The following is a 21,701-nucleotide window of genomic DNA, read 5'->3' as shown; positions in this document are numbered from 1 at the left end:
GGCTGTTTGACGGGTGAAAAAACTGTCAAGAAGGGAAAAACTTGAACATCGAGTGAAAAGTGAAGAGGATAGATAAGCGGAACACAGCCTACGTCAACACATTTTCGCAAATGGTCTTTCAGCCTGAAATCGACAACTGGGCCAGTGGCCACGCCAATGCCAAGATCCTCCAGAGTACGCGTGAAAGCCGCCATTTGCCGCCCCATTTCAACGTTGCTCTCGTCGGTCACGAGATGAAAGATCGCTTCGCGGTCTCCGGGCATGACAACCTCGGAAAAATCCGTCTCCCACTTCCTGATGTTGGAAAACGATGCATCGGTACTGGTCGAGATCATCACCGAACGTTGGATACCCCCCTTGATCATGTGAAAGATAATATTTTCTTGCAGCACATCATCACCCCGAAACGCCTGGTCTCTGGCATCGAACACATGAACGCGGTGAAGAGCGGCGTGCTTTAGTAAAAGTTGACGGAACGGCCTGAAATAAGGACCATTACAAAAACTGCGCGGGGTAATGGCAACCATTTCACCGCCATCCTCCAACAAAAGCAGAGAAAGCGCTACAAAAGCCGAATAAAGATTTCCGGTCTCAATGCCCGCCATCCGTAAAAACTGCCGATGGAAAGAAGCCGAATTGATCTTCTTGTACGGCGGATTAAGGATGGCATGCGTGAAACCTGGAACTTTGCGGCTTAAGATGACACGGCTTGCAGCATTGATAAAATCCCCATGATCGATTCTGTAATCAAAGGGGATTCCACGACATCTGCTTTTGCCAGCGAGATCGTCAAACCTTTCCGCCAGGGATCCGAGCATTTCAGCATCAATCTCCCAAGCCATGGCCCGGATGGATGCCGCTCCGTCCTCTATTGTCTTCATGGCAAATGCCGAAGTCAGAGACCCGACACCAGCACCCGCGTCCAGCAGACTTACGTCACGCCCCGCAGTATTCAAAAACATTGATGCCATGAAGTCGGCAATTCCCAACGGTGTCATAAACTGACCGAGCTGTGATTTTTTCTCGGCAGAAGCGGCGTCAACGATTGCTTTTTTGCATCGATCTGTTCCGGTAACCTGCTCTGTTACAGCGTGGCGCATGGTCGTAGTGTCATCCCCCTCGATTCCGATGGACTTAATTTTGCTTCCGAAATGGGTCAAACAATCTCCAACAGAGCAACAAAACAATGAGAGTGCTGTGGATTTCTTTCATGATGTGTCTGTAATTAAATATAATTATGTGCAGACAAGTTCATTTTAGTGTTGGCAAGACAGGTATACCACGCGCCTGCTTCGCCATAGCCCTGCGCATAGCCCGGTTCATCGGCATTCCTGCCTTTGCTGAACAAAACTCGGCTTCCTTGGGAAGGTTGAATGGCATCGGAAATTCATTGTTCCCGCCCTTGATCGCACTCACTGATGGCGATTGCAGAATGTCACATTCTGCCATCATGTTCTGCCACACAGTCGTTTCCTCAGCATTAAGTTTTTCATTGCCAAATGGAACATACAGAAAATCCTGCGACGAAAACGACTCTGACAATGGTTCTGAAGCAATCCCAATAGCCTCGATGATCGCCGGAAATTTAATTTTGCCTTGAGACAATAGGCAAGCAACACATCATGTCGCATGTCTCGGTACTGCTCATATGTTCCCTCGTCAAGCTTTGGGGCTGTGAGAAATACATAGGCCCTGTCTGATCTATCGCCAAAAAAAATCCTCGCAAACATGCGACCGGGTACGCTTTGGGAAAGAGCGTGACGAAATGACTCGGCTAGCATTCGGCGGGACTGCCTCGTCTCATCGGCCAAGGCCCGGACAACTTGTTCGTGGTCTGATATTGTTGAATTCCAACCTGGTAACGACGTTGCGGTACCAGCACGGATGAAAGAGCTTTGATAATCGATGAACCTGTCCCACATGTAACTCGGAGCATCAGCAGCTTTTTTTGCAGATCGTTGAGGACTGGCAGAGTAAGATTCCCAGCCCCCTTCGAGAAAGGTCACTCCAGTTGTTCTATCAGCAATATCAGGCAATATATGTTTGCCGTCCTTCATAGTGAGCATATAATTGGCAAGAAGCTGTTCTTCGCCGGCTGCACGAACCGGCACATTTTTGCGACCGAGATAGGCCTCTTTACACGCAAGATAGGCAACAATATCTGGAACGGTGTCAAGTTTTTCTAAAAGAACATCGAGAATCATCTCGTCAAATACATGGACAAACCGCTGATTCTGCAAAGGAAAACCAATGCGGAACGGAATCTCATAGTGAGCATCCCCCTCAATGGAGGTGTCTAACATCAGGCTACCAGAACTACCGCCACCCCAGAATCTCTTGGCAGCGTCATGGGAATTTCGTGTCACTGCGATAAGGAAATAACGCGCAACGTTCGGATTTAGTATGGTGACGGGAACGCGATATTTACAACTTTTATCAAGAAAAATGCGCGTCGGGTATTTCTTGAGAAATCTCTCCGCACCAGAGAGTTGCTCGGCAGACTTCTCAACAGCTTGCTTGTACCAGCGAGGCCAAGCAATCTTGATGTCTTGGGACAACGAAAACGAGCAGTGCTTATCCGAAAACAGCAGGACGTTATTTCCAAATACCACCATTAGGTCGCACAGCTCCTTACCGTCTCCTTTGCCCTCCGACCGACCTTTGTCGGTATACGGGTTCGAATAACTCCAAAGGCTCAAGAATGCCTTGCGTGCGAGTCGTGTCAAGTATCGCTCAGAATCCGTTGTACCATCTGATTCCGCAGCATTTTCCCACGGCGTTTTGCTGTTCATCAAATCTTCCATTCAAGTCAATACCATAAAGAGTGGCTCCATAGTCCAGATTCCCTGGAGAAGGCTGCCAGAGATAGAAAGATGGCGTCAAGAAAAATCGCCAAGGGCAGCATATTTTTCTCCTTCCATGGCCGTGTCACCACATCGAAGAAAATCTACGCTATATCATACTATTGGGGCAACGCCAGACACCACCGACTTTTTTGGCAAGGTGCTGCATGCCACAACCATATCACGTCGCACAATGTGCCGGTGGCAGCTCTCCCGTCAGCCGGATCCCCTCCGCATTGGCCCAGGCATGCAGAAGCGTCAGACAGGCCTCGAAATCGTAGACCTCCAGGGTGGCCTGGATGGATGCCAGCCTCTCCCTGCGGGGGAGAGCGCAGACCATGGACGCTATTTTTTCGATGACACTCTCCACGGCAGGATCGTAGGCAAGCGACATGTCAACCGCCTCCTGGAAGAGGGGTTGCAATGCCTCAGGTGTCGCATCGACAGCAGGAGTGGCATGGTCGTTTGCGTCGCCAGGTAGATCCTGCTGGCAAAGCGTCGCGGCAACGGCTGTCACAACTTGAGCCAACTCCCCGGCAGCCGCAGTCAGATGTTCCCGCAATTCGGGCGATTCCGGCGCAAATCGGGCGCATCTTTCCATCTCTTTTGCCAGATCGGCAAGCGCCAGCGCACCTATTGTGCCCGCAACCCCCTTCAGGGTGTGGGCAGTACGCTCCAATCCTCTCACGTCACCACTGTCCAGAAAACGTTCCATCCGCGCACACGCCCCCCCCTGGTTCTGGGAAAACTTTCGGAGCAGGTTGCAGTAAAGGGGAACATTGCCGCCGAGGTTACGCAACCCCCTGGCTGTATCAACTCCTGGTAAAACGGGCAGGGGAACATCCCGGGATCGCACCTTCCCCGACCCGGATGGGGCAGCTCTCCCGCGCACTTCACCCGGAACCCTTTGAACCCACTTGACCAAAGCGGCATACAACTCCCCCGGGGAGATAGGCTTGGTGACATGGTCGTTCATACCAGCTGCAAGACACTCCTCCCGATCTCCCACCATGGCATTGGCCGTCATGGCAATAATCGGTAGCTCCTTGCATTTTTCCATGCCACGTATCATCCGGGTCGCCTCAAGGCCATCCATGACCGGCATTTGCACATCCATGAGGATGACATCGAAGGCCCGTTGGCCGACCCACGTCACCGCTTCCCGGCCATGACGGGCAACGGTAACCTGCATCTGGCGTTGTTCCAAAAGCTCCCGAGCCACCTGAAGATTGATGTCGTTGTCTTCCACCAGGAGAACCTCAACACCCCTCAGGGTGTCGGCTGGTTCCCGCCCGCTCCCCTGCCTATCCGGCCAGGCTCCCCCGACGTGGCCACATGTGGACAACGAATCCTGGATACTTTCCGTGGAGAGCGGATGCACCGGATACCCGTCGGCCACCTTGTCAATCCAGACGACAAACGTAAAACAACTCCCCTCTCCAAGCATACTCACCACGCTGATCTGACCGTGCATCAACCTCACCAAACGTTGGCAGATGGCCAATCCCAACCCGGTACCACCATATTTCCGGGTGGTGGAGCTGTCTCCCTGGGCAAACTCCTGGAACAGGTTGGCCATTTGTGACTGTGTCATGCCGATGCCGGTATCGGTCACGGCAAATCTGAGGCAAACCTGCTTCTGGGTCTCTTCCGCCACCGCAAGGGCTATCGTGACCGAACCTTTTTCGGTAAACTTGATGGCGTTGCCAACCAGGTTGGTTAAAACCTGCCCGAGACGGTACCCATCACCCACCATGTGGCTGGGAATACCCTGATCAACCATCATCAGCAGTTCCAACCCTTTTTTCTGGCTGTGGACACCCAGAATGGTCAACAACTCACCGAGAACGTTTTCCAGGGAAAAGGGCACGCTCTCCACAACCAGCTTGCCGGCCTCAATCTTGGAAAAATCGAGAATATCATTCAAAAGCTGCAACAAAGCATGAGCGCTCAGGGAGATTTTGCTCAAATAATCCCGCTGCTGATCGGAAAGTTCCGTTTGCAGACACAAATGCGTCAAACCGATCACGGCATTCAGCGGGGTACGGATTTCATGGCTCATGTTGGCCAAAAACTCCCCCTTGGCCCGACTGGCTTCCGCAGCCTTGATCGCCAACCCCTCTGCCTGCCCTTTGGCCCGGAGCAGCTCTGCGGTAAAAATTTTCTGCTCCGTCACATCCACCAAAACCCCAATGATGGCTGGAGTTTCTTGACTCTCCCTGACAAATTTCGACAGAATGACATCGACATGGTGATCTTGCCCGGATCCTGACTGCAGGACCATCTCCTCATGGACCCGCCCACACGCCGGATCGACCAGCAACCCGGTCATCAGTGTGGCCAGCTTGGGCGCCTCTTCGGCCCCAAAAATATTCTGGAGAAAAATGGCCGCCATCCCTTCTTCCTGAACGTTGGTAAATTCCCGGAAGGCTTGATTGGAAAAAATCAGGGCGCCAGCACTGTCGACAAAAAAAACCGGCAAAGGCACTGCATCGATCAGCTGACGCAGCAACTTCCGCTCCTCCATGAAAGCTTTCTGGACCCGCTGCCGATCAGTAATATCGCGGATGACCCCCACCGTACCCACATAACGACGGGAGCGGTAGGATGATTCGTTGCCAACATCGCCATAGATCCCGGCGCTGTTGACCTCAACACGGATCGTGGATGCGTCAATATTATTGATTTCGACCACTTCCGCAGCCTGGCCTGATTTGGTACGCAGACGAATTTCCAGTCCAACCGTCATGCGCAATCCGGTGCGTCGCTCATCGAACACCTTCTGTTCAGGGTTGATCGTGCCTTTGCCTATTTTTTTCAAAACCTTGTCCAGACTGGCATCTCTGACATCCGCACCATGAATGATTTCTGAAAAATGCCTGCCAATCAACTCGGACTGGTGGTAGCCGAGCCGTTCGATGGATTTGTTCAAGAAAGTGAAGCACCCCTCGGCATCGATCTTGTAGACAACATCCGGAATGGTCTGCACCAAACCTCGGAACCGCTCCTCGGAAGCGGACAGCTGTTCCATGCTGTCATTCAAACGTTCATTGATCTCGTATAGTCGGCGATTTTTTTCTTCCATGTCCTGGTTGATACGGCGCAGAGCCAGTTGGGTCCGTACCCGGGCCAAAACGATCGGGGGACTGACCGGCTTGCTGATATAGTCTGCAGCACCCATCTGCAAACCAGCCAGCTCATCCTCGACACTGAATTTGGCGGTGATAAAAATCACCGGGATATCGCGGGTGTGCGTATCACTCTTCAGTTGACGGCACACCTCATATCCATCCATCCCAGGCATCACGATGTCGAGAAGGATCAAATCCGGCTGTGGATCCATCCGCGCCAGACGCAAGGCCAACGAGCCGTGGGTGGCAGGACGCACCGTGTACTCACCCAGCAGGATATTCTTGAGAACATCAAGATTTTCCGGGACATCGTCCACGATCAGAATGGATGATTTGGGCGTCAGGTCAACCATTATTGGCTTCCAGGTCCACAGCCAGCTCGCGGGCACATTGGGTCAGTGTTTGTGCGGCATGTTCAAATTCGTACTGAGAAACCTGCCGTTCCATCTGCTCCACCCAGTCGAGCAACGCGCCGGATCGAGCCATCTGGCGCAGAGAAGCCAGGGTATTTTCGACATCGGCATCGAAGACAGCCAATTGCTCTGAGGCCTTGCGTAACAGGATCACCTCCTCGCTGCCCATGACTCCATCGGGCATGGCGTGTCGCGGCGCCCGTGCGGGAGGTTCCGACACCAAATCGGGCAAAGCCTGATCAAGAGCCGCGCAGGTATTTTGCAACGCGCTGGCAAGCCGATCCAACAACACACCCCATGACCGCGGATCATCTCCCCGCCTGATGGCTGATTCCAGATCCCCGGCGATGCCCGGCAAGTCACGGACTCCAATGGTGACCGAAACCCCCTTCAAAGTGTGGGCAACCCTTTCGGCTGTCGCCAGATCACCCTCCGCCAACGCCTTGCGCAAGGCCTGATCGGCATTCTCCTGGTTGGTACGAAATTTGGCAAGCACCTTGCGGTAACCTGAGAGATTGTTTCCGATGCGTTGCAAACCGGCACGGGTGTCGATGCCCGGAATCTCCAGGGGGTGCAAGGAAGAATCCGCAGAGGAGGAATGCCCTGCGTCTCTCCGCCCCAACTGTGGCGAAAACGCACCGGGATGGGTGGGTTTGACCCAGCGGGCCAGGGTGGCAAACATGCCATCAGGATCAACCGGCTTGGCGATGTGATCCTGCATACCCGCCTCCAGGCACAAATCCCGATCCCCGGACATGGCATTGGCGGTCATGGCCAGAATGGGAAGTTCGTCATATCGGGCATTTTTACGTATCTCGCGGGTGGCCGTCAAACCATCCATGACCGGCATGTGGACATCCATGAGAATGCCATCCAACGCCTCACTGGCCACCAGATCGAGAGCCTGCCTGCCATTCCCGGCCAAGACCACCGTTATTTGGGCCTGCTCCAGCAATTCACGGGCGACTTGCTGATTGATCTCGTTGTCTTCGACGAGGAGAATACGGGCGCCGGAGAGACGGGAAGCCACTTCTTTCTCAGCCCCATAGACAATGCCGGCCCGTTTGTCTTCCGGTTTGGCATGACCAAACGCATCCATGATGGACTCAAACAACAGGCTCTGACTGACCGGCTTGACCAGGAAGCCATCCACCTGGGCCTCCCGGGCAGCGCGTTTGACGACACTTTCATCCCCGTAGGCCGTGGCCATGATCGTGATCGGAACCCGGCTCAAACCCAGGTCATGGCGTATTTTGGCGGCTGCGGTGATACCATCCACCTCCGGCATCATGTAATCCATGATCAACAGGTCGTAAGGTGAGCCGGCCATGTCCGCCTCCTGCACCTTGTTGATGGCCTCCTTGCCATCCTGGGCCGTGGCCACCTTGAAGGTAAACGAGTGCAAATAATCCGCAAGCACGTTGCGGGCGCTTTGATTGTCATCCACGACCAAAACGCGCATGCCCCGCAGGTCGGTCGAAGGGATAAAGGATTTTTCCATGGTCCGATTGGATATACCCAAACGCACGTCGAAGATGAAACGGGAACCCACGTTGGGCGTGCTTTCGACCCGAATGCTCCCATCCATCATCTCGATCAGGCGTTTCGAGATGGTCAGGCCAAGTCCTGTGCCACCGTATTTCCTGGTCATGGAGGTGTCGGCCTGGGTGAAAGCCTGAAACAATCCTGCCATCTGCTCCGGCGTCATCCCAATGCCGGTATCCTGGATGGTGAAACGTAATCGCACAAAATCTTCTTGTCGCTCGATGACATCTGTAATAACGATCACCTCTCCAGAGTCGGTGAATTTGATGGCATTGTTGGTCAGATTGATCAAAATCTGTCCCAGGCGCAGGGGGTCGCCGAGCAAGCTTGGAGGAATATCGACAGCCGTATTCACCAAAAATTCCAGATTTTTCTCCTGAGCCTTGATGGCAATCATGGTCGAAAGGCTGCCCAACACCTCTTCCAAGGTGAAATCAATGGACTCCATATCCAAACGACCCGCCTCGATCTTGGAAAAATCCAAAATATCGTTGAGGATACGCAGCAGGGAGGTGGCCGAATGATGCACCTTGCGGATGTAATCCTTCTGGCGAGCCGTCAACAGGGTTTGCAGGCACAGGTGGCTCAGACCAATGATGGCATTCATGGGAGTGCGGATTTCATGGCTCATGTTGGCAAGAAAGTCGCTCTTGGCCCGGGCAGCCGCCTCAGCCCCCTCCTTGGCCACGATCAGGCTGGCTTCCATGGCCTTCATGGCCGTCACATCGGTGCGAATAGAGACATATTTGAAAGGTTTTCCCTGCTCGTTCAAAAATGGAACGATGGTCGCCCTCACCCAATAAGCCTCCCCATTCCGGGCAAGGTTTTTGACTTCGCCATGCCAGGGACGGCCACGCGCAATGGTCTGCCACATCTCCTGGTAAAACGCCAACGAGTGTTCCTTCGATTTGACCAGGCGATGGTTGCTGCCAATCAGCTCCTCCCGACTGTAACCGCTGATGGCCACAAACTTGTCGTTGACATAGGTGATGTCACCCTTGACATCAGTTGCTGAAACAATAGCATGCTCGTCGAGGGCCAATTTTTGGAATTCAAGTTCCCGCAGGACTGCGGCCTCTGTCAGCTTGGAATCACGCCGCACGACCATTGACAGAGTGACGATCCAGGCCACCAGCCCACTCAGCAGCAAACAACAAAAAAAGATCACCATGGCCACGGGATGCTGCCGTAACTTGCTCCAGGACCAGCCCGATGGTTTGACGTGGATGACGATCTTCCACTCCTGCCCGTTCCTGGCAAACTCCTGCTTGACATCCGAGCGCAGCAAGACGGTCAGGGATTGGAAAAAAAACTGTCCCTGGTCGGAGGAGTGCAAACCGACCTCCCGACCCTCGACATATTTCCAGACCATTGGAAAATGCGTCGCGAAAGTGATGGGCCTGTCATACATGAACCCCCAGGCATCTTCCGGGCGGGGTGTCAGCAAGTAGTATCCTTCCTGATCAACAAGGTGAATATTCAGATCAGGATCCTTTGGCATATTGCGAATATGATCCAGAATGACGGACCCGATCAGATTGAGCACAACCACACCTCTTCTCCGATCCGTATCATCAAAAACAGGCGCGGCAAAACGTACAACAGGCTTCTCCGGTTTTTCGATCTCTCCCTGTTTCACACTCAAATCAAAACGGGAAACATGGAACCCTCCCTTGGGCATGGAAATGACATTCTTGAAAAAGTCCGTGCCGGACACATCCTTCAATTGTGATGACGGTGAAAAAGCCTGCTTTCCATGCCCGGCATGGACACGCACGATTTCCACACCACGATCATCGATGAAACGAACCTCATCATAAATCAACCGCTCCCGGGCAATAAAAATATACTGGTTGATCAACCTCTCCTTGGCCTGGGCACCTTCCTTGTTTAAAAATTCGGATATGTGCCCACTGTCAACCAGCAGGTTCAAATCAAAGATGACAGATTCGAGTTCATGGGTAACATCCTCGACAACTCTGTTCAGAACCATCTCCTGGGCAAATCGATTGGAGATCTGCTCTGTCACATCGTGAATGTGAGAAACAATCCAACCTGCACCCAAGACAAGACCGAAGGCGACAGTCAGCACTTTAAAAAAAATCACCCTGTTTTTTAAAAGAAATACGCTGTGCAACAGCAAAATTTTATTTTCAAGCGCCTGTTTGCCATCTTGCAAAGCTGCCGCCAGAATGGCCGAGGCAATGAGGAGAGAGAAAAGAACAGCGACTCCCATGCCGACAGCGGCTGGTTCCATCACCCTGTCTGCCGGGAAGCGACAGGAACCACCCGGGAAAAATTTTACCGCCGCCATGGCGGTATAGTGCATACCAGAGATGGCCATGGCCATAACGAAGGGGCTGACATGCCGACCTGGATCGGAGTCGGGACTCAAACCCAGGCCACGCAACAAATCCTGGACATGGATGGCCAAAACGGCCAAGCCAACAGCCACGATGATGGAGACCACGAACAGACGGGGCTCGAACAACATTTGCGCATCCAGACACATGGCCATCATGCCAGAGTAGTGCATGATGCCAATGCCCGCTCCGCCAACCAGGCCACCAAGCCAGAGTCGCGAGTTGGATATGCGTTCCTGTCCGATCAGATGCAGCATCAGGGCGGCGGCGACAATGGCGGGAATAGCGGAAAAAAGCGTTGCTTCCAGGTCAAACTGCACGGCCATGGGGAGTTTGTACGCCAGCATACCTGTGAAATGCATGGCAAAGATGCCACCTCCCAGGGTCCATGCGCCAAAGGCCAACCACCCCCCCCTCTGGACTGACTCCTTTTCCTTCCGCAAATAGCGGTTGACCGACAACCCGGAGAACGCGCCCAGATAGGCCGCCAACAATGAAAGAACGACCAATGCAGGATCATAACCGGTCGACAGGGCCAGACTCTCGTTCATCCCTGCTTCGATAAATGTCGACATCATGAATGCTATTCCAAAAAAAATGTCTCAAATCTCACCCATTGTAAGAATGATCACCCCATTGTAAGGACGATCATCCTCTTCCACCCGATCATTGTAAACCGACTGGCTTCCTTTTTGCTCACAGAATTGCATGGCTGGCTTTTTTTCCTGTAGGCGGCGTGCATTTTGGCCAGCGATTGGATAGTCTGGATTATTGTGACGGACAGGGAGCCATCGTAAAGATTGAGCCCGGACCCAGGAGCCGAACATGACCGATGCCTCACATCCTGATTGGAACCATCCCATCACGCTTGGTGAAAATATCTGGTGGGTGGGAACTCCCTTGCGTGATGACGATTTTCAGTGCCACACTTACCTGATCGAAAACGGCACGCATTCGATTCTCATCGACCCTGGGTCCATGATCAATTTCAACGAGACCGTGCGCAAGGTCGAGGAGATCATCCCCTTTTCTCATGTGCGCTGGGTGATTTGCCAGCATCAGGATCCCGACATTACCGCCAGTCTCCCGTCACTGGACCGCCTGATCACCCGTCCCGACGCAGCTGTCCTCGCCCATTGGCGCGCCATCGCCCTGCTCAAGCACTACGATGTCAAGATTCCCTTTCAGTGTGTCGAAAAATTGGGCTGGCATCTGGACGCCGACGGGCGTCACCTCACCTTTGTCTTTACACCCTATCTGCACTTCCCCGGGGCGTTTTGTACATTCGACGTGCGCAGCGGTATCCTCTTTTCCAGCGACCTGTTCGGCGGATTTACCGAAGAATGGCAACTGTTTGCCAAGGACGAATCCTATTTCCATGCGATGCGTCCCTTCCATGAGCACTACATGCCCTCGCAAACCATCCTCTTCGATGGATTGACCAAGCTCTCTCCCCTCCCCATCCGCATGATCGCCCCCCAGCATGGCTCGATCATTCCGGAACATTTGGTGCGCTTCATGGTGGAGCACCTGAAGGAGTTGGATTGCGGCCTTTTCTCCCTGGCACAAAGCACAACGGATATTCAGAGGCTCTCGAAACTCAACCTTCTTTTGCGCCAATTTTTCAAAGATCTCGTCTTTACCAAGGAGTTCCGCGCCATTCTGGAGGCTTTGGCCCACCTTGCCGGGCAGATGCTCCCCCTGGAGCGGTTGGACATCCACTGGCTCGTGGAGGAGGGCCACTATCTGTTATGGTCACCGGAGTTCCACTACCATCGCCGCCAGGAACCCCCTCCTTCCGAAATCATACCTTTGTTTTCCGAAAGCAATAACCCCTCAGATTGGTCCGTGCGCGGTTTTTATTTGTGCATCCTGGAGCAGGAGGGCAAACCCGCGCTGGTTCTCCATCTGCGTGACGCGGAAAATGGCATCATCCGTGGGTTGGCCGTCTTTCGTTTGAGCAAGGCGGTGATCATCTCCCCGGAAGAGGGACAGATCATGCAACGCATGGGCGAGGCGCTGAGTGTGGCCAGCATGCGTGAAATCATGCAGTTCGAATTGGAAGAGGAACGCCAGCGCTACTACGAAAAGTCGATTCGTGACGCGCTTACCGGCCTTTATACCCGCTTCTACCTGCGGGAGGCGGCCATCCGCCTTTTTGAAGTCCAGGATCGTGACCCCAACACCACCCTGGCTGTGGCCATTTTCGACCTGGATCACTTCAAGAGTGTCAACGACACTTATGGCCATGGGGCCGGTGACGAAGTGTTGCGCGCCCTGGGGCACATTCTGCTGACAGGAACCCGCACGACGGATATTCCCGTGCGCCTGGGTGGTGAGGAGTTCGTCGTCCTCCTGGTCGGGGCGCAGATGAAAGAGGCCATCGAAGTGACCGAGCGCATCCGGTCGATGGTGGAAAACCTGCGATTGCCTGGCGTTTTGACCGGACGCTCGTTCACCATCAGTGGGGGCATCTCCCCCCGCGCACCACACGAAAGCTTGGAAACGGTCATGGAAAGAGCCGATGCCGCCCTCTACCGAGCCAAAAACTCCGGTCGCAATCGGGTGCTAACTGCATGAAAAAAATTTTCCCTTTTCTGGCCTGGTGGCATCTCGTCACCCCGGCGACCCTGCGTTCCGACTTCATGGCAGGCCTGACAGGAGCGGTCGTTGTTCTGCCCCAAGGGGTGGCTTTCGCAACCATTGCCGGCATGCCGCCGGTTTATGGTCTTTACGCCGGCATGGTGCCCGCCATCGTAGCGGCCCTGTTTGGTTCGTCATGGCATCTGGTCTCCGGACCGACCACAGCCGCTTCGATCGTCCTCTACTCCATGCTCAGCGCCCATGCCGAGCCGGGCAGCGCCACATATGTCCAATTGGCCTTGACCATGGCCTTTATGGTCGGGGTCTTTCAACTGGGTCTGGGATTGGCCCGCATGGGTGTACTCGTCAACTACATTTCTCATTCGGTGGTCATGGGTTTCACCTCCGGGGCTGCCCTCTTGATCGCCTCCAACCAATTGAAATATTTCTTTGGCATTCCCATTCCCAAAGGGAGTGATTTTACCCACACTCTGGTCGTCTTCTTTCAGAGTCTGGCGTCGATCAACCCTTACGTCCTTCTTGTCAGCTCCTCGACGTTGCTGACCGGTGTTTTCATCCGGCGTTATTTTCCCCGCTTCCCCTACATGATCGCTGCCCTGTTGGTGGGAAGTTTCCTGGCTTACATCCTGAACCATCTTGATCGTGGCGTGACCCATGTCTCGACCATGGCAGCCATTCCGGGTTCCATGCCCCCCTTTTCCATGCCAGATTTCTCCCCTGAGACATTGCAAATGCTTGCCCCCGGGGTTCTTGCCATCACCATTCTTGCCCTGACGGAAGCCATATCCATCGCTCGCGCCCTGGCCATCCGCAGCGGACAAAACCTGGATGGCAACCAGGAGTTTATCGGCCAGGGACTCTCCAACATGGTAGGCGGTTTTTTTTCCGCCTACGTCGCCACGGGTTCCTTCAACCGCAGTGGCCTCAATTACGACTCAGGAGCCAAAACGCCGCTTGCGGCAGCCTTTTCCGGTTTCATGTTGATCGGATTGGTCATGCTGGTCGCGCCGCTCTCCGCCTACCTGCCCCACGCCGCGATGGCCGGTGTGCTTTTTCTGGTTGCCTGGGGTTTGATCGACTTTCACCACATTGAACAGATCATTCACACCAGCCGGGTTGAATTGACCATCCTGCTCGCAACCTTCGTGGCAACCCTCACGTTGAACCTGGAGATAGCCATTCTGCTGGGGGTCATGCTCTCTCTGGGTGTCTACCTGAGCCGTACATCGCATCCCAATGTCCTCGAACGCATTCCGGATTTCAACCACCCCTCCCGTAAATTCATGACGCGCCCCCCCTCCTCTGCCGCGTGTCCACAAATCAAATTGATCCGCATCGATGGTTCCCTCTTCTATGCGGCCACCCAACACGTTTATGACCATTTGGCGGCAACCACCCCGGAGGAGGAAAAACAGCGCATCATCATCATCGCCACAGGGATCAACTTCATCGATATCTCCGGCGCGGACCTCCTGGCGCGTGAAGCCGAAAAACGCCGGGCGCAAGGCTCCGGCCTCTACTTCATCCGCCTCAAAAAATCCCCGCGCTCCTTTCTGAAGAAGGGCGGATTTCTGGCCAGGATCGGCGAGGAAAATCTTTTTAATTCCAAATCCGAGGCCTTACGCAAAGTGGTTGCCATGATCGACAAGGATGTGTGCGCCCAATGCCCCCTGGAGGTTTTCCTGGAGTGCCCGCAACAAAAGGTCGCAGCTTCACCCGCACCATCGCCATCCTGATGGGGTGTCGTTTTTTTTGAACAGAGGTCAACATTTGGTTCCTTGAGACAGATTTTTTGGTGTGATAGCCTCGGAAATTGTGTGCTGGACAGGATCGGCATTCCAAATCCTCCGACACCCGTAACGATTCACCATCCGGCGACGCATCGGGTCAGGTTGTTACGCGATATTTTGGCCAATTTTCGCCAGGCGGGGCAGCCCCTGGCAACAGGGAAGGCCAGTGACCAGGGAAGGGGCGAAGAGCAGGCAGCTCTCCGCCCCGTTTTATTTTGTGGGGTGGTTCGGGTTCCATTGACAAAAGACGATTCGCCCCTATTCTCCACAGTTGATGGTGGGAGAGCGGGCGATAGTGACTACGTCTGAGGCGAACCAACCCTGCGCGAGCGGGACGTGTAACGATGTGGGTGTCGTCCTGATGGTCGTCCCTGGACCGGTGGACGTGCGCGGTTCGAATGAATGAATACTTTTTTGTGACGAGGTAGGAGCCCCAATGAATATCCATGAATATCAAGCGAAGCAGATCATATCCCGCTACGGGGTGGCCGTGCCGCGTGGCCGGGTTGCCTTCACCCCGGACGAGGCCGAGCAGGCCGCCAAGGAGTTGGGTGGCCATGTGTTCGTTGTCAAGGCCCAGATCCATGCCGGTGGTCGAGGCAAGGGTGGTGGTGTGAAGGTGGTCAAGAGCATCGCTGAAGTCCGGGAGCAGGCCCAACGCATGCTGGGCATGACCCTGGTGACCAAGCAAACCGGCCCCGCCGGCAAAGAGGTCAAACGCATCTATGTCGAAGAAGGGTGCAACATTGCCCGTGAACTCTACCTCGGCATGGTCATTGACCGCGGCACCAGTCGGGTTACCATGATGGCCTCCACCGAGGGGGGCATGGAAATCGAGGAAGTGGCCGCCAAGCACCCCGAAAAAATTTTGAAGGAAGCCATCGATCCGGTCACGGGTCTGGCCGGTTTTCAGGCCCGCAATCTGGCCTATGGCCTGGGTCTGAAGGATAAACAGGTTGGCAAGGCCGTCAAGTTCATGACCGCCTTGTACACCGCCTTCATGGAGACGGACGCCTCCCTCGTCGAGATCAATCCGCTGGTCGTCACCGGCGATGGGGATGTCATGGCCCTGGACGCCAAGATGAATTTTGACTCCAACAGCCTGTACCGCCACAAGGATATCGAGGATCTCCGGGATCTCAACGAAGAAAACCCCAAAGAGATCGAGGCCTCCAAGCATGAACTGAACTATATCGCCCTGGATGGCTCCATCGGCTGCATGGTCAATGGGGCGGGTTTGGCCATGGCGACCATGGATATCATCCAGCTCAAGGGGAGCAGCCCGGCCAACTTTTTGGATGTGGGCGGTGGGGCAACCACGGAGCGCGTCACGGAAGCCTTCAAGTTGATCCTTTCCGACAGCAACGTGAAAGCGGTCCTGGTCAACATTTTCGGCGGCATCATGAAGTGCGATGTCATCGCGGATGGCATTGTGACGGCGGCGCGTCAGGTCCACCTGAACAAACCTCTGGTGGTTCGGTTGGAAGGAACCAATGTGGAAAAGGGGAAACAGATCCTGGCCGCATCAGGTCTGCCCATCATCGCCGCCAATGATCTCAACGATGCAGCCGAGAAGGCGGTCGCCTCTATCAAGGGAGCCTGATTCATGAGCATCTACGTCGACAAGAACACGCGGGTCATCTGCCAGGGTTTTACCGGAAAAAACGGAACCTTCCACTCGGAGCAGGCCATTGCCTACGGCACCAACATGGTGGGTGGCATCTCCCCAGGCAAGGGGGGCACGAAACATCTCGGGTTACCCGTGTTCGATACGGTCGCTGAGGCTGTCCGCGCCACGGGGGCCAATGCCTCGGTCATCTTCGTCCCGCCGCCGTTTGCCGCCGATGCCATCATGGAAGCCGCCAGCACCGACATCGACCTGGTGGTCTGCATCACGGAAGGCATCCCGGTGTTGGACATGGTCAAGGCCAAACGCTACCTTCAGGGACGCAAAACCCGCCTGATCGGACCGAATTGCCCCGGTATCATCACTCCGGGCGCCTGCAAGATCGGCATCATGCCGGGGCATATCCACATGCCCGGCAAGATTGGTGTCGTCTCCCGTTCCGGCACCCTGACCTACGAGGCCGTGGCCCAGACCACAGCGGTCAAACTGGGACAAAGCACCTGCGTCGGATTGGGTGGCGATCCCGTCAACGGCACCAACTTCATCGACTGCCTGGAACAGTTCCAGAAAGACCCGCAAACCGAGGGGATCGTCATGATCGGTGAGATTGGCGGGACCGCTGAAGAGGAGGCCGCTGCGTACATCAAAAAACATGTGACCAAACCGGTCGTTGGCTTCATCGCCGGGGCCACGGCCCCCAAAGGAAAGCGTATGGGCCATGCCGGCGCCATCATTTCCGGCGGCAAGGGAACCGCCGAAGAGAAGTTTGCCGCACTGCAAGCGGCAGGTGTTCACATAGCCCGGAGTCCATCCGATCTGGGTGTGACCATGCTGAAGGCCATGGGGGGGTAATCCCCCCTTTTTTTTGTCTTCTTTCCCGTAGTAACCAAGAAGAGCGAAAAGGGGAGATCGAATGGCGAAGAGAGACCTCATCATCCGAATTGGGGGTGAAGGCGGCGAGGGTGTCATTTCCTCGGGCGATTTTATTGCAGCCGCGTGCGCACGGGCCGGGTTGGATGTGTACACATTCAAGACTTTTCCGGCTGAGATCAAGGGCGGCTACGCCATGTACCAGGTGCGTGCCAGCTCTGAGCGGGTGTACAACCAGGGTGACACTTTCGATGTCCTCTGCGTCTTCAACGGTGAAGCTTTCGAAGTCAATAAAAGCCTGATGCGTCCCGGTACCGCTGTCGTTTACGACTATCCCGGCGGCGACTTTGAACCCGGCGAATTGCCGCCGGGGGTCTTTGGGTACCCCATACCCATGACCCAGGCTGCCAAGGAGATGAAATCCATCCGGTCTAAAAACATGGTGGCTCTTGGCGCTTTGTCGGTGTTGTTCAACATCCATGAATCGACTCTGATCGGCGCCCTGACCAAAAAGTTCAAGAAAAAGGGCCAGGAAGTCCTGGATCTCAACCTCCAGGGATTCAACAAGGGCAAGGAACTTGCCGGCAAGATCACCAAAACAGACCCCTGGACGCTGGCGAATGCCCAGGATCCCAAGGATATCATTGTCATCGCCGGCAATGACGCCGTGGGTCTGGGAGCCATCATAGGGGGGCTGGAATTTTTCTCGGCCTATCCCATCACCCCGGCCACGGAAATTGCCAAATACGTCGCAGCGCACCTGCCCAAGCGCGGCAAACACCTGGTTCAGGCGGAAGATGAGATCGCCTCGATCTCCCAGGTTCTGGGGGCATCCTACGCCGGTCTAAAATCCATGACCGCAACCTCAGGTCCGGGGTTGGCCCTGATGAGCGAAATGCTCGGCATGTCCTCCATGAGCGAAACACCGGTGATGGTGGTGGATGTCCAGCGCGGTGGACCCGCGACAGGGCTCCCGACCAAACACGAACAATCCGACCTGTTTCTGGCCATTCACGGTGCGCACGGCGACTCCCCGCGCGTCGTCCTCTCCGTGGAGGATGTTCACGACTGCGTGGATATGACTGTCGAAGCCCTCAACCTGGCTGAAGAGTACCAGTGCCCGGTCATTCTGATGTCCGATGGCTCCCTGGCTTTCTCGACCCAAACCATCCCTGCACCCAATCCGGCTTCCTACAAGATCGTCAACCGCAAACGGTGGGACGGCAAGGGAACCTACAAACGCTACGAGTTCACCCCCGACCACATCTCTCCCATGGCCGACCCGGGCACTCCCAACGGGATGCACATCGCCACTGGCCTGGAACATGGCGAGACCGGCGCCCCCAACTGGCGCCCTGAAAACCACTGGGCCATGCACGAAAAACGTTTCAACAAGCTCAACCGGATCGTCGATACCTACCGTCCGGTGGAAATCGATGGAACAGGCGATGCTGACGTGGGTATCATCACCTGGGGCAGCACCATCGGGGTGGCGCGCGAGGCTGTGCAAAGGTTGCGAGCTGATGGTTTCAAGGTCAAAGGGTTCTACCCCAAGCTCATGTGGCCCATGCCGGTCAAACAGTATGAAGCCTTCGCGGCGACCTGCAAAAAAATCCTGGTGCCTGAGGTCAATTACCAGGGACAGCTGGCCCACTTCATTCGCTCGGAAACCTCCATTACTCCCATTCGCTACAACATTTGCGGCGGGTTGCCCTTCAATCCGGCCATGATTGTTGACAAAGTCAAGGAGTTGATCTGATGTCTACAGCCGCATTGCATCAAGTCCAGATGAAGCCGAAAGAGTACAAGTCGGAAGTCCCGGTCGTGTGGTGTCCCGGTTGCGGCCATTTCGGCATCTTGAACTCGATCTACCGTGCCCTCTCCGAGTTGGGTATCGATCCCACCAAAATGATGTCGATTTCGGGCATCGGCTGCTCTTCGCGGACGCCTTACTTTATCAAATCATACAAGATGCACACCCTGCATGGTCGGGCCGGCGCCGTTGCCACGGGAGCCCAGATCGCCCGTCCCGACTTGGCCGTAATGGTCACCGGCGGCGATGGCGATGGATTCTCCATCGGCGGCGGACACATGCCGCACATGGCCCGGAAAAATGTGGACATGACCTATGTGTTGTACGACAACGGCATCTACGGGTTGACCAAGGGACAATACTCCCCCACCTCCCGCCCGGAACTGAAAGCTTACACCACACCCTACGGCGGACCTGATCAACCCATGGATCCGATGCTTTACATGTTGACCTATGGGGCTACATATGTGGCTCAGGCCTTCGCCGGCAAGCCCAAGGTGTGCGCTGACCTGATCAAAGGCGCCATCGAACACAAAGGGTTCGCCTACGTCAACATTTTCTCGCAATGCACCTCCTTCAACCACATCGATACCGTGGAATTCTATCGGGATCTGATGGAAGAGATTCCGGCTGGCCATGACGTGGCCGATCTTGGGGCGGCCATGGAGCTGGCGCGGCGTCCCCATGGCAAAGCCCCCATGGGTCTGCTCTACCAGGTCAAGAAACCCACCCTGGTCGATCAGCTCGAAGCGATCGTCAAAAAGGTCGGCGGTCACCCGGACTACGACCTGTCCAAAATCGTCGACATCTCCCGACCCTGATTCACATAGGAAGAACCAAGCAAGGAACAATCGCACCCATGTTGCAGCGTTTCACAGATCGGACCACGTTGCTGGAAACCCACGGCAAGGGCGGCGCCCTGGTCGATGCGGATCTGAGTTTCCTGGATCTCTCCGGCCTGGATCTTTCTGGAATCAATCTCTCTGGAGCGCTCCTCTCCGGCGGTCGGTTTCAGGGGACCATTTTCGACGGGTGCGATTGTTCCACTATTTTTGTGCAAAAAGCCGATCTGACCGGGGCAAGATTTTGCCGGGCACACCTGGGAGAGGCTTTTTTTCAACACTCTGAATTATATCGCTGCAATTTTTCCGATGCCATCATGACGGGGGCCAATATTCTCGTCTGTCAGATGGAAAATGGTTTGTTGCATCGAGTTGATTTGACTGGCGGGCAGGTTTTAGGTACAAACCTCTCAGGGGCTGATTTCACCGGTGCCACGTTGCTGGGAGTCAACCTGCGGGAAGCGACATTGATGGGAACCATCCTGATCGGTTGCGACCTGCGGGATGCTGATTTCCGCAAGGCGGATGTGCAGAATGCCGTGGTTCGTGACGTGCAAACAGAAGGGGCGCTTTTCTACGGCAAGGCACCCTGGGAGGGGGAGACCGTCCATACAGATTGGGATCGCAAACTGCCCCGCTTCGATGGGGAGTGACCGGATATGCCCTCCCCGGAAAATTTGTCTGACCTGCGTCGGCGTTTGGTTTTTCTTGCAAGCAGACGTTCCATGCTGGATGTGGAGGAGTTGCTGCGACGCCACCTGGATCTGGAGCAATTGGATATGACGGAGTGCCTAGCCCTGGAAAAGATACTTCAATTTCCGGACAATGACATTCTCGATTGGCTTTCTGGCGTGCAGGTACCCCCGCCCGAAGTCAATCGGGACGTGTTGTCGCGCCTTTCCGGGCGAGGCTGACTTGGTCAAAGTGGAAGGAGATGACCTCCTTCCTGTACACCGGGCCATCATCAGTCCCGGCAGTTGAGTTTCGGTGGCGGGACAGTCAGGGGAATAGTCGCATACCAAGGTTTTTTTTGGAAAAGTGTTGCATCATCATCCTGTCTTTTTCGTGTTGACAGGCATCATCATGGGCTGGGTCTCTCCGACTCTTTTCGCGGAGAAGGGCGCCCTTTCATCAGACGAGGAGAGAAGTGCATGAAGGTGATACTCATGGGTCCGCCAGGAGCCGGCAAGGGAACACAGGCACGGCAAATCGCTGAAAAGTATGGTATACCCCAGCTGTCGACCGGAGATATGCTGCGGGCAGCGGTCAAGGCAGGTACTGAAGTCGGGAAAAAGGCCAAAGCAGCCATGGAAAGCGGCGGATTGGTCACCGACGATGTGGTGGTAGGCATCATCGCCGACCGTACCCAGGAACCGGATTGCCAAAGAGGGTTCCTCCTGGATGGTTTTCCGCGCACTGTGCCCCAGGCCGAGGCCCTGGATAAAATGCTCACGGCCCGCTCCCAAACCATCGATCACGTCATCGACATTGCCGTCGAGGACGAACCCCTGGTCAACAGGATCACGGGACGCCGAACTTGCGGAAGTTGTGGAGAGGGATATCATATCCAATTCAAGAAGCCCGCCAAGGAGGGGGTCTGCGATAAGTGTGGAGGTCAGTTGACCCAGCGTGCGGATGACAACGAAAAAACCGTGCGCAACCGGCTGTCGGTCTATCACAGCCAGACCTCCCCCTTGATCGACTATTATCGCAAAAAGGGGAGCTTCAAGACCGTGGATGGCATGCAGAACATGGACAAGGTGCTCAAGGATTTGTGCGCCATCCTGGGTTGATGGGTTCCTTTGTTGGCAGGACGGTCCGAAACGGATCGGATCGTTTCAGGTTGTTTCATTTCAGTGT

Annotated in this window: 12 protein-coding genes and 1 pseudogene; 9 read left to right on the top strand and 4 right to left on the bottom strand. The window is 55.0% G+C overall.

Annotation, left to right across the window (positions count from 1 at the left end):
* The 4 genes and pseudogenes from HQL63_08900 to HQL63_08885 form a co-directional block, all read right to left on the bottom strand.
* The coding region (locus tag HQL63_08900) for an Eco57I restriction-modification methylase domain-containing protein (GenBank protein MBF0176949.1) at positions 1-1,100 on the bottom strand (1,100 nt) is incomplete at its 3' end.
* Between the two features lie 151 nt (positions 1,101-1,251).
* A pseudogene (locus HQL63_08895) lies at positions 1,252-2,792 on the bottom strand (hypothetical protein).
* 232 nt (positions 2,793-3,024) lie between these two features.
* Positions 3,025-6,327: a response regulator gene (locus tag HQL63_08890; protein MBF0176948.1), complete on the bottom strand. Its 3,303-nt coding sequence runs from the start codon at positions 6,325-6,327 to the stop codon at positions 3,025-3,027.
* Positions 6,320-10,873, bottom strand: coding sequence for a response regulator (locus tag HQL63_08885; GenBank protein ID MBF0176947.1), 4,554 nt, complete (start codon positions 10,871-10,873; stop codon positions 6,320-6,322). The genes HQL63_08890 and HQL63_08885 overlap by 8 nt, the downstream gene beginning before the upstream one ends.
* A gap of 247 nt (positions 10,874-11,120) precedes the next feature.
* On the opposite strand from HQL63_08885, the gene HQL63_08880 reads away from it, so the two are divergent.
* The 9 genes from HQL63_08880 to HQL63_08840 all read left to right on the top strand — a co-directional run bounded on the left by HQL63_08880 (position 11,121) and on the right by HQL63_08840 (position 21,634).
* Positions 11,121-12,875 carry a diguanylate cyclase gene (locus tag HQL63_08880; GenBank protein ID MBF0176946.1) on the top strand — a complete coding sequence of 585 codons (1,755 nt, stop codon included), beginning with the start codon at positions 11,121-11,123 and terminating at the stop codon, positions 12,873-12,875.
* On the top strand, positions 12,872-14,635 hold the full coding sequence (locus HQL63_08875; GenBank protein MBF0176945.1) for a SulP family inorganic anion transporter: 1,764 nt from the start codon (positions 12,872-12,874) through the stop codon (positions 14,633-14,635). The genes HQL63_08880 and HQL63_08875 overlap by 4 nt, the downstream gene beginning before the upstream one ends.
* A gap of 490 nt (positions 14,636-15,125) precedes the next feature.
* Entirely contained in the window at positions 15,126-16,292 is a 1,167-nt protein-coding gene (gene sucC, locus HQL63_08870; protein MBF0176944.1) for an ADP-forming succinate--CoA ligase subunit beta, read from the top strand.
* A gap of 3 nt (positions 16,293-16,295) precedes the next feature.
* Complete coding sequence (sucD, locus tag HQL63_08865; protein ID MBF0176943.1) at positions 16,296-17,168, top strand: succinate--CoA ligase subunit alpha; 873 nt, start codon at positions 16,296-16,298, stop codon at positions 17,166-17,168.
* A gap of 61 nt (positions 17,169-17,229) precedes the next feature.
* Positions 17,230-18,945 (top strand): 2-oxoacid:acceptor oxidoreductase subunit alpha, encoded by a 1,716-nt coding sequence (locus HQL63_08860; GenBank protein MBF0176942.1) that lies wholly within the window; start codon positions 17,230-17,232, stop codon positions 18,943-18,945.
* Positions 18,945-19,820: a 2-oxoacid:ferredoxin oxidoreductase subunit beta gene (locus HQL63_08855; protein ID MBF0176941.1), complete on the top strand. Its 876-nt coding sequence runs from the start codon at positions 18,945-18,947 to the stop codon at positions 19,818-19,820. The genes HQL63_08860 and HQL63_08855 overlap by 1 nt, the downstream gene beginning before the upstream one ends.
* A gap of 38 nt (positions 19,821-19,858) precedes the next feature.
* Positions 19,859-20,494 (top strand): pentapeptide repeat-containing protein, encoded by a 636-nt coding sequence (locus HQL63_08850; protein MBF0176940.1) that lies wholly within the window; start codon positions 19,859-19,861, stop codon positions 20,492-20,494.
* 6 nt (positions 20,495-20,500) lie between these two features.
* A complete protein-coding gene (locus tag HQL63_08845; GenBank protein MBF0176939.1) occupies positions 20,501-20,755 on the top strand; it encodes a succinate dehydrogenase assembly factor 2 in 255 nt (84 codons plus the stop codon).
* Positions 20,756-20,992: 237 nt separating this feature from the next.
* Positions 20,993-21,634, top strand: a complete 642-nt coding sequence (locus tag HQL63_08840) for an adenylate kinase (GenBank protein MBF0176938.1) — start codon at positions 20,993-20,995, stop codon at positions 21,632-21,634.
* Positions 21,635-21,701: the final 67 nt, after the last annotated feature.

This window comes from Magnetococcales bacterium, from assembly GCA_015231175.1.
Classification (GTDB): Bacteria; Pseudomonadota; Magnetococcia; order Magnetococcales; family DC0425bin3; genus HA3dbin3.
Note: the sequence above shows the minus strand (reverse complement) of the source record. Positions and strands in the feature narration are given on the sequence as shown.